Here is an 18,828-nt window from a genome sequence, read left to right as displayed (position 1 = left end):
AATAGCGGTAACAAAGTGCGCGATAGGAGTGGTTATGAAAATTTTAGTCGCAGTAAAACGGGTGATTGACCATAACGTCAAAGTGCGGGTTAAAGCCGATGGCTCAGGGGTTGAGCTGGCCAATGTCAAAATGGCGATGAACCCATTCGATGAGATTGCGGTAGAAGAGGCGGTACGTTTAAAAGAAGCGGGTAAAGCCACCGAAGTGGTGGCGGTCTCCATCGGCGAAGCCGCGGCGCAAGATACGCTGCGTAGTGCGATGGCGATTGGAGCTGACCGAGCTGTTTTGATTCAAAAGCCCGCCGAGATGGCGCTAGAGCCGCTGGATATTGCCCGCCTTTTACAACAAGTGGTGAGTCAGGAGCAACCGGATTTAATTTTACTCGGCAAGCAAGCCATTGATGATGATTGCAACCAAACTGGGCAAATGCTTTCCGCACTATTGGGCTGTGCGCAAGCCACCTTTGCTTCGCAGATTATGGTTGAGGGTGAAAAACTGAAAGTCACCCGCGAAATCGATGGCGGCTTAGAAACTTTATCCATGGGATTGCCTGCGATTGTAACCACGGACTTGCGCTTAAATGAACCTCGCTATGCCACATTGCCTAACATTATGAAGGCAAAGAAAAAAACATTAGACATCATCGATATTTCCACACTGAATTTTAGCCCATTAGGGCAAGTGAAAATCGTCAACGTGACTGAACCAAAAAAGCGTTCTGGGCAGTGCACCATGTTGAATGATGCCGCCACGTTAGTGACTGAACTGCAAGCTAAAGAAGTGATTTAGCAGGGAGCCTGAACATGAGCCAATTATCCGTTTTAGTCGTTGTTGAGCACGATAACCAAACCATTAAATCTTCAACCTATAACAGCATAGCGGCTGCACGCGAAATCATTGCACAAGGCGGAAGCCTGCATGTGCTGGTGGCGGGAAGCCAAGCGGCTGCGGTGGCACAATCCGCGGCATCCATTCTCGGCGTCGAAAAGGTGATAACAGTCGATGCCGAACCGCTCAAAAATGCGCTGGCGGAATCCATGACGAGCGCGGTAGTTGCCGTGGCGCAGGGCTATAGCCACATTATCTTTCCTGCAACCACATTTGGTAAAAACATAGCCCCTCGCGTCGCCGCTACGCTGGGTGTTTCTCAGATTTCGGATATTACGCAAGTGGTCGATGCGCAAACATTTGTTCGCCCAATTTATGCCGGAAATGCGCTGGCAACGGTGCAAAACAATGGCAATCAGGTGGTGATCACCGTACGCAGCTCAGCATTTTCAGGAGCGGCTGCAACCCAATCACCGGTGGTGATAGAAGCTGTTTCTGTTACGCAGTTCACCCAACTTTCGGCACTGACTAGCCAGTCATTAACCCAGATGAGCCGCGCGGAGTTAAGCTCTGCCAAAGTGGTGATTTCAGGGGGGCGCGGTTTAAGTTCCGGTGAGAATTTTGCTTTACTGGAAACCATCGCCGATAAGTTAGGGGCTGCGGTGGGGGCATCCCGTGCGGCAGTTGATGCGGGGTATGTACCAAATGATTATCAAGTCGGGCAAACGGGCAAGATCGTCGCGCCAGATCTGTATATTGCGGTTGGGATCTCCGGTGCTATTCAACATATTGCGGGCATGAAAGAGAGCAAAGTGATCGTGGCGATTAATAGCGATCCAGAAGCGCCGATTTTCCAAGTGGCAGACTACGGCATTGTGGGGGATCTGTTTGAGATCTTACCTGAATTCGATAAAGCGCTGGCGTAGGAGAGAGCAAAATGACTATCGACAATAGTGCGAATGTTTCGGCGTCTTGTGCGCGAGAATCCATGGAGTTTGATGTCCTGATTGTCGGTGGTGGGCCCGCGGGATTATCGGCGGCAATTCGCATTAAACAACTCTCGTTACAAACAGGACGGGAACTCAGTGTCTGCTTAATTGATAAAGCCGCCGAAGTTGGGGCGCATATTTTATCGGGGGCGGTCATCGATCCCCGTGGACTGAATGAGTTATTACCCGACTGGCAGCAAACGGTTTCTGCCTCACTCACCGCTGTCAGTGAAGATCGTTTTTTATGGCTCAAAGAGAATAAAGCCAGCAAATTGCCATTATCTTTGTTACCTGCTTGCCTGAAAAACTACGGTAATGTGATTGGCAGCCTTGGGCAAGTCAGCGCAGCACTTGCAGCAGAAGCAGAGCAACTCGGTGTCGATATTTTCCCAGGGTTTGCGGCTACCGAAATCCTTTTTGATGATGCAGGACAGGTTATTGGCGTCACCACTGGCGATATGGGGCTAGACAAACAGGGCAACCCGACTGCCATGTACCAAGCGGGTATGAACCTATTAGCCAAAATGACTTTTTTCGCGGAAGGATGCCGAGGGCAACTAGGTAAACAGTTAATTGCCCACTTCGATTTAGCGGCAAACCGCGGTAAACAGACTTATGGATTAGGCCTCAAAGAAATTTGGCAAATTCCTAAACAGCAGCATCAAGCGGGGCTGGTGGTGCATTCAATCGGCTGGCCGCTGGATAACCAAACCTATGGGGGCGGATTCGCTTACCACTATGGGGAAAACTTGGTCGCGGTGGGGCTGGTGGTGGGGCTAAATTATGAAAACCCCTATTTATCCCCATTCGATGAATTCCAGCGTTTGAAAACCCATCCTGCCTTCAGTGCTTTTTTGCAAGGGGGTGAGCGTGTGAGTTATGGGGCGCGTACCATGGTGGCGGGGGGCTTACCCGCATTACCAGAGTTAAGCTTCCCCGGCGGTGCATTAATTGGAGATGATGCGGGCTTTTTGAATGCTGCACGCATTAAAGGCAGCCACTGCGCGGTGAAAAGCGGCATGCTAGCGGCAGAGGCTTTATTTGACTCTTTCGCTGAGGATGTCGTCAATTACACAGAATTTACCCACCAATTTCAGCAAAAATTTGAACAAAGCTGGTTGTATGACGAGCTTTATCAGACCCGTAATTTCAAGCCGTATATGAAAAAAGGGTTAGTGATGGGGTCGTTGATGTTCGGCGCAGAGCAATGGTTACTAAAGGGGCGTAGCCCTTGGACGCTTAAGCTCAAACTGGATGATCACCAAGGGCTTAGGCCTGCCAGTGAATTTCAGCCGATCCATTACCCAAAACCGGATGGCAAGCTGTCATTTGATAAATCTTCATCGGTGTTTTTATCCAATACAAACCATGCGGAAGAGCAGCCTTGCCACTTACGTTTAAAAGATAATGAAATTCCTATTCGCGTGAATTTATTCACTTATGCATCACCGGAAACGCGATATTGCCCTGCGGGAGTGTACGAAATAGTGAGTGATCAGGAGCAGGAAAAACTGCAAATAAATGCGCAGAACTGCCTGCATTGCAAAGCGTGTGATATTAAAGACCCTCTGCAAAATATTACGTGGACAGCACCCCAAGGGGGAGAAGGACCTATTTATCAAGGTATGTAGTTATCTTTGCTGTGAGAAAATGATTTGTTGTGATATTGATGTGTTGATACCAGACGTAATGTCTGTGATGTGGAGATTATCGAACGGTATTTTAGTTGTTTATCAGTCGTTTTGGGGCCAGAGTGCCCCATTTTTTATAGCTGTTTATCGCTGAAGATTAATTTTCAATGCGGGAATGTAATTTTAACTTATAGCGTGAGCCTGCGCTGATCATATTGACGTAGCTGATCAACGTGCTGCCTGTCCATGTGCGGCGGCTTAGTTGCAAACAAGGGGAATGTTCTTTGATGGATAAGGCTTGTGCAATTGGCTTATTGGCTAAAATTGCTTCAATGGTGTGCTCCATTTCACTGACAGGGAAATGGCGTTGTAAATAGCCGCTTGGGGTTTCACTATTGCCAAAATGCTGCTGAACAAATTCAGGGGCAATTCCGTGATTTACATAGCGTTCTTCTAGCATCAGCGGAATGTCATTTTCAAAATGTAGCATTTTGCAGTAGCCAATATTGCTGCCTTCCGTGACGCCAAGTTGTAGGGCAATTTCTGCGGTGGCAGGGATGATTTTTAGCTGTAGCTGGTGGCCTGCATATTTATTCCCACTAACTGAAATTTCATCAAAAATATCAAAGGCTTTAGTGACGGGAAGTTCATGTTTTTGAGTGGCGACAAATGTGCCTTTTCCCGCAATCCGATTTAAGATGCCTTTCTGGCTGAGCTCAGAAATCGCTTTATTTACCGTCATACGGCTAACATTAAATTGGGCACATAACTCAAGTTCAGTGGGGATCTGAGTTTCGGGTTTGAAAATCCCTAAATCAATACTCCGCAGAATGTAAGATTGAATTTGCTTGTAGGCCGGTTTTGATGTCATCGCGTTTATTCAAATTTGTGGTTAACGGTAGGGATAAAATAACTGTTTCTTGGGATGTAATGTATTCAAAATAACTCATCTGCGCCAGTCTAGCAGTAATTATTTCCTTTACTAGAGCCTGGTTGCATTTTAAGAGTAAAACAGGCATTTATCAGCTTTTAACTGATTATGCCCTTGAGCCTGTAATTATCTGAATTGTTCTATTATAGGGTAAGTTTAACTAGGGCAATATACCTTTATTTATTATCATAATGTTAAATTAACTATAACAAATAGGCATCATTGATGGGTGTTCAATATTTTCACGTTAAGCTAATTCAGTGCGATTATAAACAGGTTTCACCAGAGGGCATGGTGAGGCTAATAACTTCGGATAAGGTGTTTTTTTTCAATGCTGAAGATTTTGAAAACAGCCAAATATTTTTGGAACGATTGAATAAAGACGATACGTTGATTATTTCTGCTGAACAACTGAATGATGGGAGCTATTGGCTCAATTGGGTGTATCACCCAGAACATGGACGTTTGGAACCCGATAGAAACCTTAAATTCGACAAAGGGTTAGTAAAACAGTACCTGTTATCATTTGGACTTTCTGCACTCTTTATCCCCGCATTTTTTTGCGTATTTAATGATGAAGAGAGCACATGGTTAATTGTTTTAGGGGCATTATTAGGCATGGCGGCTTTTGTGGGGGCCGTTCTACTGTCTATGTGTATTTCACAAACCTTCACTATTTTTAGCCGAAAACGAAAAACCATCTTACGTGCATTAGATTTAGTCATGGCGGGCAAGTTTCAGGTAATTTCTGGCGAAAATCTGATTCAGATTGAGGGAATTAAAAACCCGAAATTCAAACCGCTCAAAATAGATCCTCGAGCGCAAAAGCCTATTCCTGAAACCTCATTGCAGGTGACAAAAGGCAAAGTGAATATTAAGAGTATCAAGACAATTGAATATTATTATCGCGGGGGCACATACACCCGCAATGAAATAGAGCTTCAAGTGAATAAAAGCCATTTGAACCTCAAGTTGGATGGCTCAAAACCTTTCTTTAATAACCACAGCTTTTTTCTCGCTCAAGGGGATGAGGTCGAAGTCTATCACTCCAAAGTTGAACATGGTTTTCCCGAGAGCGTCGTATTTGGCCTGTATAACCATCAAGATAATTTAGCTTACACCTTGTCTGCTCGAGGCATGGCGCAAGAACGCTGGCTGTATCTGGCATTATGGGGGATCACGGGCATTATTTTGGCGCTATTCTTGGCGATTTTTGGCGTGACAGCCATTAGCGATGTTGTCGACAGGGGAAATCACTGGGATTATTGGGATTGGCTGTATTTGCTCGATAATGACTTGATATTCATTGGCTTTGCCAGCTCGATAACCCTGGGTATCTGTTTCTTAATTGCCCTTGGTATGGCGGCTTATTATCGGTTTTCGAAACGGGGTAATGGCTATTACCAAACCCAAGCTGTCTTGAGCGCATTACGACGCCAACAAGGTAAAGATACTTATGTCATGGAGGTACGCTAATGAATCCATTTCTAAGTTGGCGTTTTCTGATGACGGGTGCCGTTTTCTTGGTGTGTTTAGGTTCAACACTGATACTGGTATTTGGTGGGAATGATGCGCCATGGCAATGGAAAGATAATAGCCAAGAGAGCAATGCTTATATTGCGGATTATGATTATGCCAAAACGTACCCCGCGAAAGACGGCACGTTGATTATTGCCCAGAAAAATGGCCGCTCATCCTACTATTACAATCGGTCAGATTTGTTTTCGCCTGCACAGGAAGATAGATATCAGGTGCTATTTGCCAATAAAGATGGCGTGCGTTTTATCACGCAATTTAGCGACAGTTTTTATAACGCAGTGTGTGAAGAGTCTCGGTGCCTTTTAATGGTGCGTGATGGGTATCGCACTGTGAATTTAGCGGACAATTCGATTACGTCTCTGACACCTTGGAAGGACGGGTATGGTGAATACATTTATGCGGCAATTACCGGAAAAATGTACCAAAGTGGTCAGGGTGAGCCTTATGTCCTGATCGATAACCAAAAGATCTTCACCAGCGCAGATAGAGGCCTTACGTGGCAATATTTGATGGATCCGCGCGAACTCGTGAAGCGTTTTTATCCTGAAGAAATCGCCGATAATTCAACATTTTCTTATGCGGTTCATGATGGCAATGTGATTGTGTGGTACAGCTACGGTAACGAAATGGGGTCTCTTGAAGTGGTAGTGAATATCGCGCAGAAAAACGTGGTGAGCCACCGATGGTTGCCTATTCGTATTAATGAGGCGGTTCAGAATCAGAAAGGGGATATTTATTTGGCGGCTCAGGAGCCTTCCCGCCGATTATTTTCCCTTTATCAGTATCAAGGTGGGAATTTTAAGTTGATCAAAGAAGCGGGTTACAACCATCTGCAAGATATGATTATCTGGGACGATGGCTTGTTGGTGATGGAATCCGCGAGAAGCGGACAGAAATGTTTGATTCTCGATTTTGCTAGCAATCAATTGCACCGCCGTTCAGCGTTAGAGTGGTACCAAAAATTATACATTCCTGAATTACATGGTTTCATCGAATTATCAAGCAATTACAGTGACTCTCCAGAGTTAGAAGCTGGCGAGAAACTGCATTATCGTCTCGCGTATTAGTTTCAAAAGCAAATAAGGGCGATAAGCCCCTATTTGCTAATAGTCTTTTATCTATGAGCGTTTTTGAGGTAGTAAAATCACGGCTGTTGCCGCTATCACCGCGACCACCGAAAAAGCGATAAAGTTCCAGCTGGTTGCTATCCCCATACTGGCGATATACGCCCCAAACATGGGCCCTGTCATCGCACCAATTCGTGAGAAACTTAATGCCCAGCCAGTCGCTGAGGCACGGGCTTTTGATGGGTAATAATTGGCGATATAACCCGTCAAAATCAGCGCGGCTGAAATACTGCCGACCCCAGCAAATGCCACAAGTAAATAGTTAATATAGATATTTTGTTTGAAGACCATGCAGCCAATGCCAATCGCGCCGAGCAAGAAGAAAAATGCAACTGAGCCCCGAACGCCGCGTTTATCCGCGATTTTCCCTAAGAATAAGCCCCCTAATGCGGATGCTAAGCTAAATACCACAAGGAACGTTAGGCTGGAACCTAAGTTATAGCCTTCTTTGCGCATAATCGACGGTAGCCACGTATTTAAGCCATACACCAGCAACATGCCGCAGAATAGGGCTATCCAGAAACACGCGGTTGCGCGCAAATGTGTCCATGCAAAAACCACGGAGACTATCTCTTTTAAACGTTGAGGTTGCTGTTTTTGCTGTGCTGGTGGTGCTTGATATTCAACGTCTAATTTCTGTGCTAGGGATTGCGCTTCGGTGTGGCGTCCTTTGTGAGTCAGAAATTCAAGAGATTCAGGTAAGATACGTGCCATCGGCCAAATTAACAAAAGTGGTAATGCGCCAAAGCCAATCACACTGCGCCATCCAAATTGTTCTAGCAACCACATGGCAACCAGAGCGGCGCTGAGGATCCCTAATGAGTAACCGGAATACATAATGCCGTAGTTAAAAGAACGTTTTTCAGCAGGGGAATATTCGATGGTTAACGCTGCAGCTACGGGAATAACACCTCCGAGTCCAACGCCCCCAATAAAACGCATTAACCCAAACACCCATGGTGTTGGGGCAAGGGCGGCAGCAAGCATGGTCAATGAAAAGAGCGTGACGCAAGCTAAAAGCATACGGCGACGGCCATAGAGTTCACTCAGCGTACCGATAATAAATGCCCCAAAAAACATGCCGACTAAAGCGTAGCTACTGAGAGCGCCAAGCTCTAATGGAGTGAGGTTCCACTGTTTATATTCTGCGAGAGTGGGAAGAACAGCGCCCATCACGCCAACATCATAGCCTTCAAATAGAATGCTCATCCAGCAGATAAATAACACTTTCGAGGTGGTTTTTGTGGTGCCAAAAGATTTAATCGCGACTGTCTCTGTTGTCATACATCACTCTCTTATGGGGTGCTTAGTTGGGTTGAATGCAGAGTTGCAGGTGTTTTTATTATTTAAATTGCCGCTTATACACTCATCTTTTCTGCAATAAATAACAATTGAAACTGTTAATGAAAAGTTAAAATCATGCGCTAAGTGGATAGAGTTAGCAGTAAACATGAAATAGTGATGACGGCTGGGAATTTATCCACAAAATAAAACTCTAATGTGATATTGCAGCTGTGTTATTACTCAAAAAGGCGTTATATGAACTTAAAAGCAGTGTGTCTCGTAGGGCTTGCGATCGCGGCGTTGCCAATGTTGGCGTCAGCAAAATCGGCTTCAGTGTTAAAATCCCCAGAAAAGAATGTGTTATGCGATAAATATGTGTGCGTTAGCGCCAAAGAGGGTGTTTCAGTTGCACTAACGAAAAAATATTTAGGTGATAAACGCGCGAAAGCGATTGAGCAAGGTGGCGATTTTGATAAAACGGCCATGACGTTTGCCAATGGCGTTTTCTGCGATATTAATGAGCAAAAATGCCATGTGGACCGTTACTTTGAGGCGGATGGTAAACGAAGTGCAGTATCCAAAGAGTACACGCAAAAATTATTTGGAAAGTGATGCCTTTTAGAGGGAAATACCTTAAACGATAATTTACCTACTCAGAGAAGAGCCCTTGAATAGTTGAAAATCAATTATTACAGGGGCTTTTTGGTTTTTTATATTGCATTTGCTAATCGCAAAGTAATATATTCTAATTACTCGTTAAAGATGACTACATTTAATTATTATTGGACTAATGGAATAATGAACTTTTTAACCCTATTTCAGGGTAATAACGGGTTGTTATTTTTCATCATTGGATAATTCAAATTATCTTTGCTGTTTAAATTATATTTAATGAGTGAAGTTGATTTAGCTATTTGTGCTGGAATAAGACTGATTCTTGATGCAAAATACAGAGGCAATAATTAATACAAATAGAAATTTAATTGAGATTACTAAATGAATAAATCAAAAGTTGGTATTGCAGTCCTTTTTGTTGCAAGTGCATTAATAAGTGGTTGTGCTAGCGAATCATCTCGCTCATTAGCCGTTGAGAAAGTAGCAACATATAATACGAATTACTCTGGCCCTAAAAGCCCAATATCAATAGGGAAATTTGATAACCGTTCGAGTTATATGAATGGTATTTTTTCTGATGGTGTTGATCGTTTAGGTAATCAATCAAAAACTATTTTGACAACACATTTACAACAAACAGGTCGATTTAATGTTTTAGATCGCACCAATATGCAGGAATTAAAAGAAGAAGCGGGTATTAAAGGGCAGGCTCAGCAATTAAAAGGAGCGACTTATGTGATTACCGGCGATGTCACTGAATTTGGTCGTAAAGAAATTGGTGATCGCCAGTTATTTGGTATTTTAGGTAGAGGTAAAACACAAGTTGCTTATGCCAAAGTTAATTTAAATGTTGTAAATGTTCAAACTTCCGAAGTGGTATTTTCCTCACAAGGTGCTGGGGAATATGAATTATCAAATAGAGAAGTAATAGGTTTTGGTGGAACGGCAAGTTATGACTCAACGTTAAATGGCAAAGTTTTGGATTTAGCGATTAGAGAAGCCGTTAATAACTTAGTTTCCGGTATTGAAAGTGGTGCTTGGCAGCCTGCAAAGTAAGAAAAACGTAAGGGAATATAATGAAAGCTAAATTATTATTTATTGTAGCAGGAGCCATTCTGCTCAATGGTTGTGTGAATGAACCTAAGCCGTTATATAACTGGGATGGTTATCAGCAAACGGTATATCAACATTACCAACAAACAGAAACTAGCCCTCAGGAACAAATTGATACCCTGAAAAAAAATATTGAAACAAGTAAAGCTAAAGGTCTGACGGTTGCACCTGGATTACATGCTCATTTAGGATTGTTATATGCAACGACTGGTGCTGTTGATTTAGCGATGAGTGAATTCAAAACTGAAAAAGCATTATATCCAGAGTCTGCTGTTTACATGGATTTTCTAATGAAAAATAAAGGGAAAATTAAATGAAACGTTTAATGATTATTAGCAGCTTGATTATGGCATGGCTGTTATCTGGTTGTGCTCAACCCACTAAAACAGATTACAGTGCTTTTAAACAAAGTAAGCCAAAAAGTATTCTTGTATTACTGCCTCAAAATAGCACAACAGAAGTGCAAGCAAGTCACGGGCTGTTATCTCAAACGATGTTGCCATTAGCTGAAGCTGGCTATTATGTATTCCCTGTTGCAGTAGTTGAGGAAACATTCAAGCAAAATGGTTTGACGAATGCGGGAGATATCCAAGCCGTTCCTGCTGCCAAATTACGCGAAATTTTTGGCAATGATGCGACCCTATATCTGAGCATTACCGAATATGGAACAAGTTATCAGGTTATTGCGAGTGACACTCGTGTGACAGCAACTGCTAAGCTTGTCGATGCGCGAACAGGAGCGTTACTCTGGAGTGGCTCAGCAACCGCTTCTAGTACTGAAAATAACTCATCATCCAATGGTATTGTTGGCATTTTGGTCTCCGCAGTTGTTAATCAAATTGCAGATACTATAACAGATAAGAGTTATGGTATTGCGGGTATAACAAGTGTCAGGCTCCTCTCCGCAGGTAAACCAAATGGCATTCTCTATGGGCCGAGATCGCCTAAATACGGCAAAGATGCAGAGTAATTGTTAAAAATATTCCTAAAAGTAAAGCCGTTGTATAAGGCTTTACTTAATTAAAATAAATTCAATTCTAAATGACGTTTTTAACGTTAAAAAATTAAGTTTAAGATTACTATCTATTATTTAATTATAAAATAACCCCAATTTATTAACGTTTATTTAATAGTTATTAAAATAAATAATATTGTGACCCTAATCATAGTGCGGAGTGGGATTTAACGCTTTTTGTGATGTAGGTAAAAATAATAGACAATTGCTATTATATTTATCTAAGAATTGTTATATACCATACTCAAGGTTGTACTAATTCCTTGCTAATGGGAGTCATAGTATGTTTCTTTTAAGTGAGTTGTTAATGTCGAGGCGCTTCTTCTATTTGAAGAAATGGTTCAATATTGATATTTCTTTAGCCTTTTTCTTCCCGCACAAATAACCTTTCTTTTTTCTCTCTCTCAAGATCTATTCGCTTATTTTTATAAGTTTGAATTTCTGTTTTTATTATTTAATGAAAAATTAAAGGTATTATCATGGCTAAAAGAATCGTAGAACCATTCCGTATTAAAATGGTAGAAAACATCCGTATTCCATCAAGAGAAGAACGCGAAGCGGCATTAAAAGAGGCGGGTTATAACCCATTCTTGTTACCGAGTAGTGCTGTTTATATTGACCTGTTAACGGATTCCGGTACTAACGCAATGAGCGACCACCAATGGGCCGCGATGATCACGGGTGATGAAGCGTATGCGGGTTCTCGTAACTATTATGATTTAAAAGATAAAGTTAAAGAGATGTTTGACTACGACTATGTGATCCCTGCTCACCAAGGTCGTGGTGCTGAAAACATGTTATTCCCTGTTTTACTGAAAGTGAAACAAGAACAAGGCGGCGCGAAAAACCCTGTATTTATTTCTAACTTCCACTTTGATACTACCGCTGCTCACGTTGAATTAAATGGCTGTAAAGCGATTAATATTGTTACCGAAAAAGCTTATGACTCAGAAACTTATGATGATTGGAAAGGCAATTTCGATATTCAAAAATTAAAAGATAATATTGCAAAACATGGTGCAGAAAACGTGGTAGCGATTGTTTCTACCATCACCTGTAACAGTGCGGGTGGTCAGCCAGTTGCGATGGATAACTTGAAAGAAGTTTATGAAATTGCAAAACAGCATAATATCTTTGTGGTAATGGACTCTGCACGTTTCTGTGAAAATGCGTATTTCATCAAAGAGCGTGATCCAAAATATAAAAACGCGACGATCAAACAAGTTATTCTGGATATGTACAAATATGCTGATGCATTAACGATGTCAGCGAAAAAAGACCCACTATTAAATATTGGTGGTCTGGTTGCGATTAGAAATGATGAAAAAATCTTTACCTTAGCAAGACAGCGTTGTGTACCAATGGAAGGATTCGTGACTTATGGCGGCTTAGCGGGTCGTGATATGGCGGCAATGGTGCAAGGTTTAGAAGAAGGGGCAGGGGAAGATTACCTGCATTATCGTATTGGTCAGGTGAAATATCTGGGTGACCGTTTACGCGAAGGCGGGATTCCAATTCAGTATCCTACCGGTGGACACGCTGTATTCGTTGACTGTAAAAAACTGGTTCCACAGATCCCTGGCGACCAATTCCCTGCGCAAGCAGTAATTAATGCGCTGTATTTAGAGTCAGGTGTTCGTGCCGTTGAAATTGGTTCATTCCTATTAGGTCGTGACCCTGAAACGGGCAAGCAAAAACATGCTGATATGGAATTCATGCGCTTAACTATCGCACGACGCGTTTATACCAACGACCATATGGATTACATTGCAGATGCTCTGATTGGCTTGAAAGATAAATTCGCAACTCTGAAAGGTTTAGATTTCGAATATGAGCCACCAGTATTAAGACACTTCACTGCAAGATTGAAACCCATCAAATAATAGGTAGTTCTGCGGGTTCCCGTGCAATGCGGGAACCTTATCCCTTATTTTTAAGGTGACCAACATGAACAATTCGGCAGCCAAGAAAGAACCCTCCATAATGGTAGGGGGTTTTGTGCTAGGCGGAGCCATGATCGGGGCAGGTATGTTTAGCTTACCGACAATTATGGCTGGAGCTTGGTTTATTAACTCGATTGTAATATTACTGATTGTTTGTTTCTTTATGTTTCACTCAGGGATCTATATTTTAGAATGCATATCCAAATATGGAGCCGGCACTAACTACTTTTATATTTCTAAAGAATTATTACCAAAATGGGCCTGCTATATTGCCAATGCAGCATTAATATTTGTTTTATATATATTGATATATGCATATATTTCTGCGGCCGGATCCGTTATCAAAGAAGCGTCGGCAATATATGGATTTGATGTTAACTTAAGAGTGATATTCGTTGTCTTCACTTTACTGTTGGGTGCAAGTATTTGGTGGAGTGGTATTGCTGCAAGTCGATTAACATCATTATTTTTATTTATTAAAATTGTTTTATTTATTCTCGCTTTTTCAGGGTTGTTTTTAATTGTAAAAACTGACTTATTATTAAAACCTCCAGTGGGAGACAGTCAGCTATCTTTATTACCATTTGTCTTTATTATTATTCCTTATGCCATCACTTCGTTTGGTTATCACGGTAACGTCTGTAGTTTGTATAAGCTGTATCATGAAAATGAACGTAAAGTGGTTAAAAGTTGTGTGATTGGTTGTGTGCTGGCTTTAATACTCTATTTTCTTTGGATATTAGGCACCATGGGAAATTTACCTCGAACAGAATTTCTCACCATAATTAATAAAGGCGGAAACCTCGATGCGTTTATTGAGTCACTGTATGCGGTATTAAGTAGCCCACATATTGCGACATTCTTATTATGGTTCTCGATTAGTGCTGTATTTTGTTCATTCTTAGGGGTTGCGATTGGTTTATTCGACTACATTCTGGCGTCACTAAACTTTAATGATAACTCTTCAGGCAGAATGAAAACGGCACTTTTATGTTTTATACCTCCTCTAGTTTTATGCATGTTATTCCCAAATGGTTTCTTAATTGCGATTGCTTATGCGGGGATGGCGGCGTGTATCTGGGCAATTATTTGCCCGGCAGTCATGGCATTAAAAGTGAGAGAGCGTTTCCCTAACTCGACCTTTAAAGTGTGGGGAGGCAAAGGGCTAATCTATGCAGTTATAGCCTTTGGTGTTGTTGGTATTATTTGTCAGTTGTTAGCGCAGTTTAATGTATTACCGATATACCGTTAATTTTTCAAATTAAGATGTAGTAATCACTGCCAAAGGTACAGCGAGGGTTTGCTGTACCTTTTTTATGGGAAATCAATAACGATTAAATACGGATTGGCTGCCATCCTTTTTAAAACTCATCACTGAATAGGCTTGTTTAAATCCACTTGGTTGTTCCATACCTAAGCTGCCTGCAGGCATACCGCCAACTGCGATTCCGACAACATCCGCAGGGAGGGAGCCTATTTTCGCTATGCTATCGAGAGGAACATGTCCAACAATCAATTTGCCATTAATCTTGGCGGTATGGCAGCTGCGTAAAGAGAGTGGTAGGTTAGCCTCTTGATTTATTTTATCAATTTCTTCATAGGAGATATTGTGGACTTGCACATCGTATCCTGCCGCTTTGACGGCTTCGCCCCAAAGATGGCAGCAGCCACAATTTTCATCTTTATAAAGTTCTATCGTATTTACTGCAGCCATTGACGAGAAAGAGGTGGCTAATAAGGCGGTTAATAATATCTTCTTCATAAGTTACCTATTGCTTAAGAGAAATTAAATAGAGGCCATTCCATGTCGCTGGAAATGGTAATTTTAAAATATAACAGCAGGTTATTTTTGCAGTTTTTCTAATATTTAGTTGTTTGAATACTGATGCAACCATAAAGCTTCCTGTAGGGGGAAGCTCAAGAGATAAAACAGATTTTTGCGTATATTTACAGAACCTGATGATGGGGTTTGCTGACAGAAATAGAACAATACTTTGGGAGGTTAGTCACAAACTGGAATATAGGGTGATTGTATAAAAATAGAATGTTTGTGGATAAAAAACAGGCATTATTTCTCTAAAATCAATCATTAAGCCAATTTTTAATCAGATTATTTTGAGATTTTTTTGATGTCTAAAAGTCAGAAAGCAATTGAAAATAATTAAATTTTTCTCTTTTACCGCCGATAAATTAAACAAAGATCATTTTATTTTATCAAAAGAGAAATTCCATGCAGAAACTTCGAAATTATTCAATACGTGCTGTGATGCTCGTGCTACTTGGCATTTTATGCATAAACCTTGGGGGCATAAGCCTGTATAGCGGCTGGTCTTTATCTCGCATTTCCGATGGTATTCATGTTGACCGGCAATTGGTCAAACAGATGACGGTACTGAGTCAAGGAAATGACCAGTATTTTCGTTTTGTCACTCGCTTAACCCGCGTGATGGAAACCAAAAATGAGGGCAAAGAAGGGGATTACACCTTAGTCAAAGATGCGCTTGTGAATATGGAGCGTTATCTCGAGGAGATGAAATCAATTTCCCCAGGTCCGATGGATAAAGCCATTTCCGACCAAGTGATTAACAGCTGGCAAGCGCTGCTCGATGACGGTGTGAAACCGCAATTAGCGATTTCCATGGGGGATGATAAAGCTGCTTACTTGGCGCATGCCCATAATGTTACGCCAGCATTGAGCCGCACATTCGGCGCGGCTATCACTCAGTTTAACCAAACTGCAGATGTGATGATTGAACACACGCGGGAAGCGGTTGATGAGCATATGAACATGACGCGAGTAGTGATTATCATTGCGACCATTTTTGGTTTGCTAATTTTGATCTTCACTGACCGCTACCTCGCTAAGATGATGCAACGACCACTGGAGTTGATCCGCCAATACTTCGATAAGATTGCTAAAGGGGATTTAAGTCAACCAATCGAGCCATTTGGTCGTAACTGTGTCGGTAAACTTTTTCCGTTATTAGAAGAAATGCAAAACAGCTTACGTGACGCTGTGTTGACTATCCGCAATGGCAGCGAAAGTATTTATCGCGGCGCGACAGAAATATCTAATGGCAATAGTGACCTTTCCTCACGAACGGAAGAGCAAGCAGCAGCCTTGGAAGAGACCGCAGCGAGCATGGAGCAAATCACAGCAGCAGTACAACTGAATGTGGAAAATACCCATCAAGCCAACCAGTTAGCAGCTGAAGCCTTTGTCGTTGCAAATCAGGGGGATGTGATTGTTGAGTCAGTGGTAAATACTATGGATGAAATATCGCAAAGTGCGAAGAAGATCTCTGACATCATCAGTATGATGAATGACATCAGCTTCCAGACCAATATTTTGGCATTGAATGCCTCCATTGAAGCGGCGCGAGCAGGCGTACATGGACGTGGATTTATGGTGGTTGCCGCCGAAGTTCGTAAGCTTGCTAGCCACAGTGCCGATGCGGCAATGGAAATTGAAAAGCTGATTGCGGAATCGAGTTCGTGTGTGGAAAAAGGCACTCATTTGGTTCATGAAATGGGCTCGACAATGAGCAATATTCTGCAAGGGATCAATGAGGTAACGGCGATTATGAAACAGATCACGACAGCTTCGGAGGAGCAAAGTAAAGGTATCGCACAGGTGGGCGTTGCCATCACTCAAATGGACAGTGTGACACAGCAAAATGCGTCTTTAGTTGAGCAAGTGGCAACAGCGGCAAGCTCATTAGAACATCAAACTGAAGAGTTACAGGAATCGGTGAGCAAGTTCCAATTAACCAGTGATGGACGTACATTCACTGATTCCAAGGTTGCGATTGCATAATAGACGTTAATTACCAAGAAAACTTAGTAGGTTGAACCCAGTATGAACTCTGATTTGTACTGGGTTTTTTATTTGTTTTATTGATAATAAATCTCACTGATATTTTTATAATGAATAAGGTAGAGAGAGAAAAAAGGTAGGAAGCTGTAAAAAGAGGTGCCCGATAAGAATCGAGTAGCCAAGATTTTATTTATCATACTGAATTGATCTTGTTAGTAAATTACTTCATAAGCCAATAGTGATCATTTGAATTATTGCAATTTTTATAGGTGGCTCTTATTCGTTATTTTTTATTTCTGCATGCTGAAAGGTTTTTGAATTTATAAATCCAGATAGAAAATGGCAAGAGTTAAAAACGAGGATTTTATTAATTGTGATAATGCTCATGAATAAAAGCTAGGATTAAAACAAGATGAATTTATTTATAAAATATATGATTTGCGTATTAGAAAGTAGAGTGATTATTGAAAGGTGATGATGCATGTTCAGATTGAGAGGGACAAAAAAAGCCCTTTCTAAAATCAGAAAGGGCTTCTAAAAACACTGCATTAACCGACTAGGATTAGTTCATGCCGTATTTTTTCAGTTTCTTACGCAGAGTTCCGCGGTTGATACCCATCATCAGGGCTGCACGGGTCTGGTTTCCACGGGTATATTGCATAACCATGTCCAACAAAGGCTGTTCTACCTCAGCCAATACCAGCTCATATAAATCGTTAACATCTTGATTATTTAATTGAGCAAAATAGTTCTTCAGTGCTTGCTTAACTGAGTCACGTAACGGTTTTTGAGTTACTTGATCTTGTGAATTTACAGTAGCAACGGTTAGTACGTCAGAATTTACGCGTTGTTCGAACATAGTTCTGTCAGCTCTTATCTTTTATTTACGCAAAAATTTTCAAAAAATGCTTCCAACACCTCCAGCTGTTCGCTGGCATCCTCAATGGCGTTGAAGGAGCGCCGAAACTGGTCATCAGGTGCATGTTCTTGTAAGTACCAAGAAACATGTTTGCGCGCTATACGGGCTCCCTTGCCTTGACCATAAAAGTCGTGCAGTTCCCGTACATGCCCTAACATAATGCTTTTCACGTCTGCCATTGGCATCGGTGGCAATATTTCACCTGTGTCCAGATAATGTTGGATTTCCCGAAAGATCCAAGGTCTTCCCTGAGCTGCTCGTCCTACCATCAAGGCATCCGCCCCTGTGTAGTCTAAAACAGCCCTGGCTTTTAGCGGGTCAGTAATGTCGCCATTGGCAATAACCGGAATGGAAACAGTCTGCTTAACTGCCCGAATGTTGTCATATTCAGCTTCACCGTTGAACAAACAGGCTTTGGTTCTGCCATGAATGGTCAGGGCTTGAATACCACAATCTTCGGCCAACTGGGCAATCTCTATGCAGTTACGCTCTTCAGGTGACCAGCCTGTACGGATTTTCAGTGTGACTGGCACATCCACAGCGTTTACAACGGTTTCTAGGATTGATTTTACAATCTCTGGATAACGTAGTAAGGCTGAGCCTGCAAGCTTACGATTCACTTTCTTAGCTGGGCAGCCCATATTGATATCAATGATTTGAGCGCCGCTCTCAACGTTAATTTGAGCTGCTGCAGCCATTTCATCGGGATCATTGCCAGCTATTTGAACGGAACGTACCCCAAGTTCATCACGGTGAACCATCCTGAGTCTCGATTTATCCGTCTTCCAAACTTGTGGGTTAGAAGAAAGCATCTCCGATACCGTCATTCCGGCACCCATCGCATAACACAGAGACCTAAACGGTTTATCTGTGATGCCTGCCATGGGGGCAGCAATAAGACAGTTTCTCAACTGATATTGTCCGATTCGCATAACTAAATGGGGGCCATACTGTGACTGCAAGGGCGCGTATATTACGCATTTTTTACGAGATATGAAAGGACAAACTTTGAGCAAACGGTTATTTATCACTAACTTTTTTATCTTACTTTTTATAAAATAATAAAATTAGTGTTA

Annotated in this window: 17 protein-coding genes; 12 read left to right on the top strand and 5 right to left on the bottom strand. The window is 42.0% G+C overall.

The window, feature by feature from the left end; all coding sequences use genetic code 11:
* Positions 1-34: 34 nt before the first annotated feature.
* The 3 genes from LDO73_RS15095 to LDO73_RS15085 are packed head-to-tail and all read left to right on the top strand — an operon-like array spanning position 35 to position 3,449.
* Complete coding sequence (locus LDO73_RS15095; RefSeq protein ID WP_224059104.1) at positions 35-790, top strand: electron transfer flavoprotein subunit beta/FixA family protein; 756 nt, start codon at positions 35-37, stop codon at positions 788-790.
* Between the two features lie 14 nt (positions 791-804).
* Positions 805-1,755, top strand: a complete 951-nt coding sequence (locus LDO73_RS15090) for an electron transfer flavoprotein subunit alpha/FixB family protein (RefSeq protein WP_224059103.1) — start codon at positions 805-807, stop codon at positions 1,753-1,755.
* An 11-nt stretch (positions 1,756-1,766) separates the two neighbouring features.
* Entirely contained in the window at positions 1,767-3,449 is a 1,683-nt protein-coding gene (locus LDO73_RS15085; protein ID WP_224059102.1) for an electron transfer flavoprotein-ubiquinone oxidoreductase, read from the top strand.
* Positions 3,450-3,606: 157 nt separating this feature from the next.
* On the opposite strand, the gene LDO73_RS15080 is transcribed toward LDO73_RS15085, so the two are convergent.
* Positions 3,607-4,320, bottom strand: coding sequence for a UTRA domain-containing protein (locus LDO73_RS15080; RefSeq protein WP_224059101.1), 714 nt, complete (start codon positions 4,318-4,320; stop codon positions 3,607-3,609).
* Positions 4,321-4,752: 432 nt separating this feature from the next.
* Between LDO73_RS15080 and LDO73_RS15075 the strand changes: the two genes are divergently transcribed.
* Positions 4,753-5,856, top strand: a complete 1,104-nt coding sequence (locus tag LDO73_RS15075; RefSeq protein ID WP_224059100.1) for a hypothetical protein — start codon at positions 4,753-4,755, stop codon at positions 5,854-5,856.
* Entirely contained in the window at positions 5,856-6,986 is a 1,131-nt protein-coding gene (locus tag LDO73_RS15070) for a hypothetical protein (protein ID WP_224059097.1), read from the top strand. Before LDO73_RS15075 ends, LDO73_RS15070 begins: the two co-directional genes overlap by 1 nt.
* Positions 6,987-7,037: 51 nt before the next feature.
* Here the strand turns inward: LDO73_RS15070 and LDO73_RS15065 are convergent, their stop codons facing one another.
* Complete coding sequence (locus tag LDO73_RS15065) at positions 7,038-8,330, bottom strand: MFS transporter (protein ID WP_224059095.1); 1,293 nt, start codon at positions 8,328-8,330, stop codon at positions 7,038-7,040.
* A 255-nt stretch (positions 8,331-8,585) separates the two neighbouring features.
* On the opposite strand from LDO73_RS15065, the gene LDO73_RS15060 reads away from it, so the two are divergent.
* The 6 genes from LDO73_RS15060 to LDO73_RS15035 all read left to right on the top strand — a co-directional run bounded on the left by LDO73_RS15060 (position 8,586) and on the right by LDO73_RS15035 (position 14,268).
* On the top strand, positions 8,586-8,942 hold the full coding sequence (locus LDO73_RS15060) for a YcgJ family protein (protein WP_224059093.1): 357 nt from the start codon (positions 8,586-8,588) through the stop codon (positions 8,940-8,942).
* Between the two features lie 384 nt (positions 8,943-9,326).
* Complete coding sequence (locus LDO73_RS15055; protein WP_224059091.1) at positions 9,327-10,001, top strand: CsgG/HfaB family protein; 675 nt, start codon at positions 9,327-9,329, stop codon at positions 9,999-10,001.
* Between the two features lie 20 nt (positions 10,002-10,021).
* Positions 10,022-10,375: a DUF4810 domain-containing protein gene (locus LDO73_RS15050; RefSeq protein WP_224059089.1), complete on the top strand. Its 354-nt coding sequence runs from the start codon at positions 10,022-10,024 to the stop codon at positions 10,373-10,375.
* On the top strand, positions 10,372-11,028 hold the full coding sequence (locus LDO73_RS15045; protein WP_224059087.1) for a DUF799 domain-containing protein: 657 nt from the start codon (positions 10,372-10,374) through the stop codon (positions 11,026-11,028). Before LDO73_RS15050 ends, LDO73_RS15045 begins: the two co-directional genes overlap by 4 nt.
* 524 nt (positions 11,029-11,552) lie before the next feature.
* On the top strand, positions 11,553-12,956 hold the full coding sequence (locus LDO73_RS15040) for a tryptophanase (RefSeq protein WP_224059085.1): 1,404 nt from the start codon (positions 11,553-11,555) through the stop codon (positions 12,954-12,956).
* Positions 12,957-13,020: 64 nt separating this feature from the next.
* Positions 13,021-14,268, top strand: coding sequence for an aromatic amino acid transporter (locus tag LDO73_RS15035; protein WP_224059083.1), 1,248 nt, complete (start codon positions 13,021-13,023; stop codon positions 14,266-14,268).
* Positions 14,269-14,340: 72 nt separating this feature from the next.
* Here LDO73_RS15035 and LDO73_RS15030 read toward each other — a convergent pair whose 3' ends face one another.
* The gene (locus tag LDO73_RS15030; protein ID WP_224059081.1) at positions 14,341-14,778 is read right to left on the bottom strand and encodes a DUF411 domain-containing protein; all 438 of its coding nucleotides are present in this window, start codon (positions 14,776-14,778) and stop codon (positions 14,341-14,343) included.
* A gap of 468 nt (positions 14,779-15,246) precedes the next feature.
* On the opposite strand from LDO73_RS15030, the gene LDO73_RS15025 reads away from it, so the two are divergent.
* Positions 15,247-16,833 (top strand): methyl-accepting chemotaxis protein, encoded by a 1,587-nt coding sequence (locus LDO73_RS15025; protein WP_224059080.1) that lies wholly within the window; start codon positions 15,247-15,249, stop codon positions 16,831-16,833.
* Between the two features lie 562 nt (positions 16,834-17,395).
* Here LDO73_RS15025 and fis read toward each other — a convergent pair.
* Positions 17,396-17,692 (bottom strand): DNA-binding transcriptional regulator Fis, encoded by a 297-nt coding sequence (fis, locus tag LDO73_RS15020; protein WP_004258438.1) that lies wholly within the window; start codon positions 17,690-17,692, stop codon positions 17,396-17,398.
* A 14-nt stretch (positions 17,693-17,706) separates the two neighbouring features.
* Positions 17,707-18,684 carry a tRNA dihydrouridine synthase DusB gene (dusB, locus tag LDO73_RS15015; RefSeq protein WP_224059077.1) on the bottom strand — a complete coding sequence of 326 codons (978 nt, stop codon included), beginning with the start codon at positions 18,682-18,684 and terminating at the stop codon, positions 17,707-17,709.
* Positions 18,685-18,828 lie beyond the last annotated feature (144 nt).

The organism is Providencia alcalifaciens, from assembly GCF_915403165.1.
Classification (GTDB): Bacteria; Pseudomonadota; Gammaproteobacteria; order Enterobacterales; family Enterobacteriaceae; genus Providencia; species Providencia alcalifaciens_C.
Note: the sequence above shows the minus strand (reverse complement) of the source record. Positions and strands in the feature narration are given on the sequence as shown.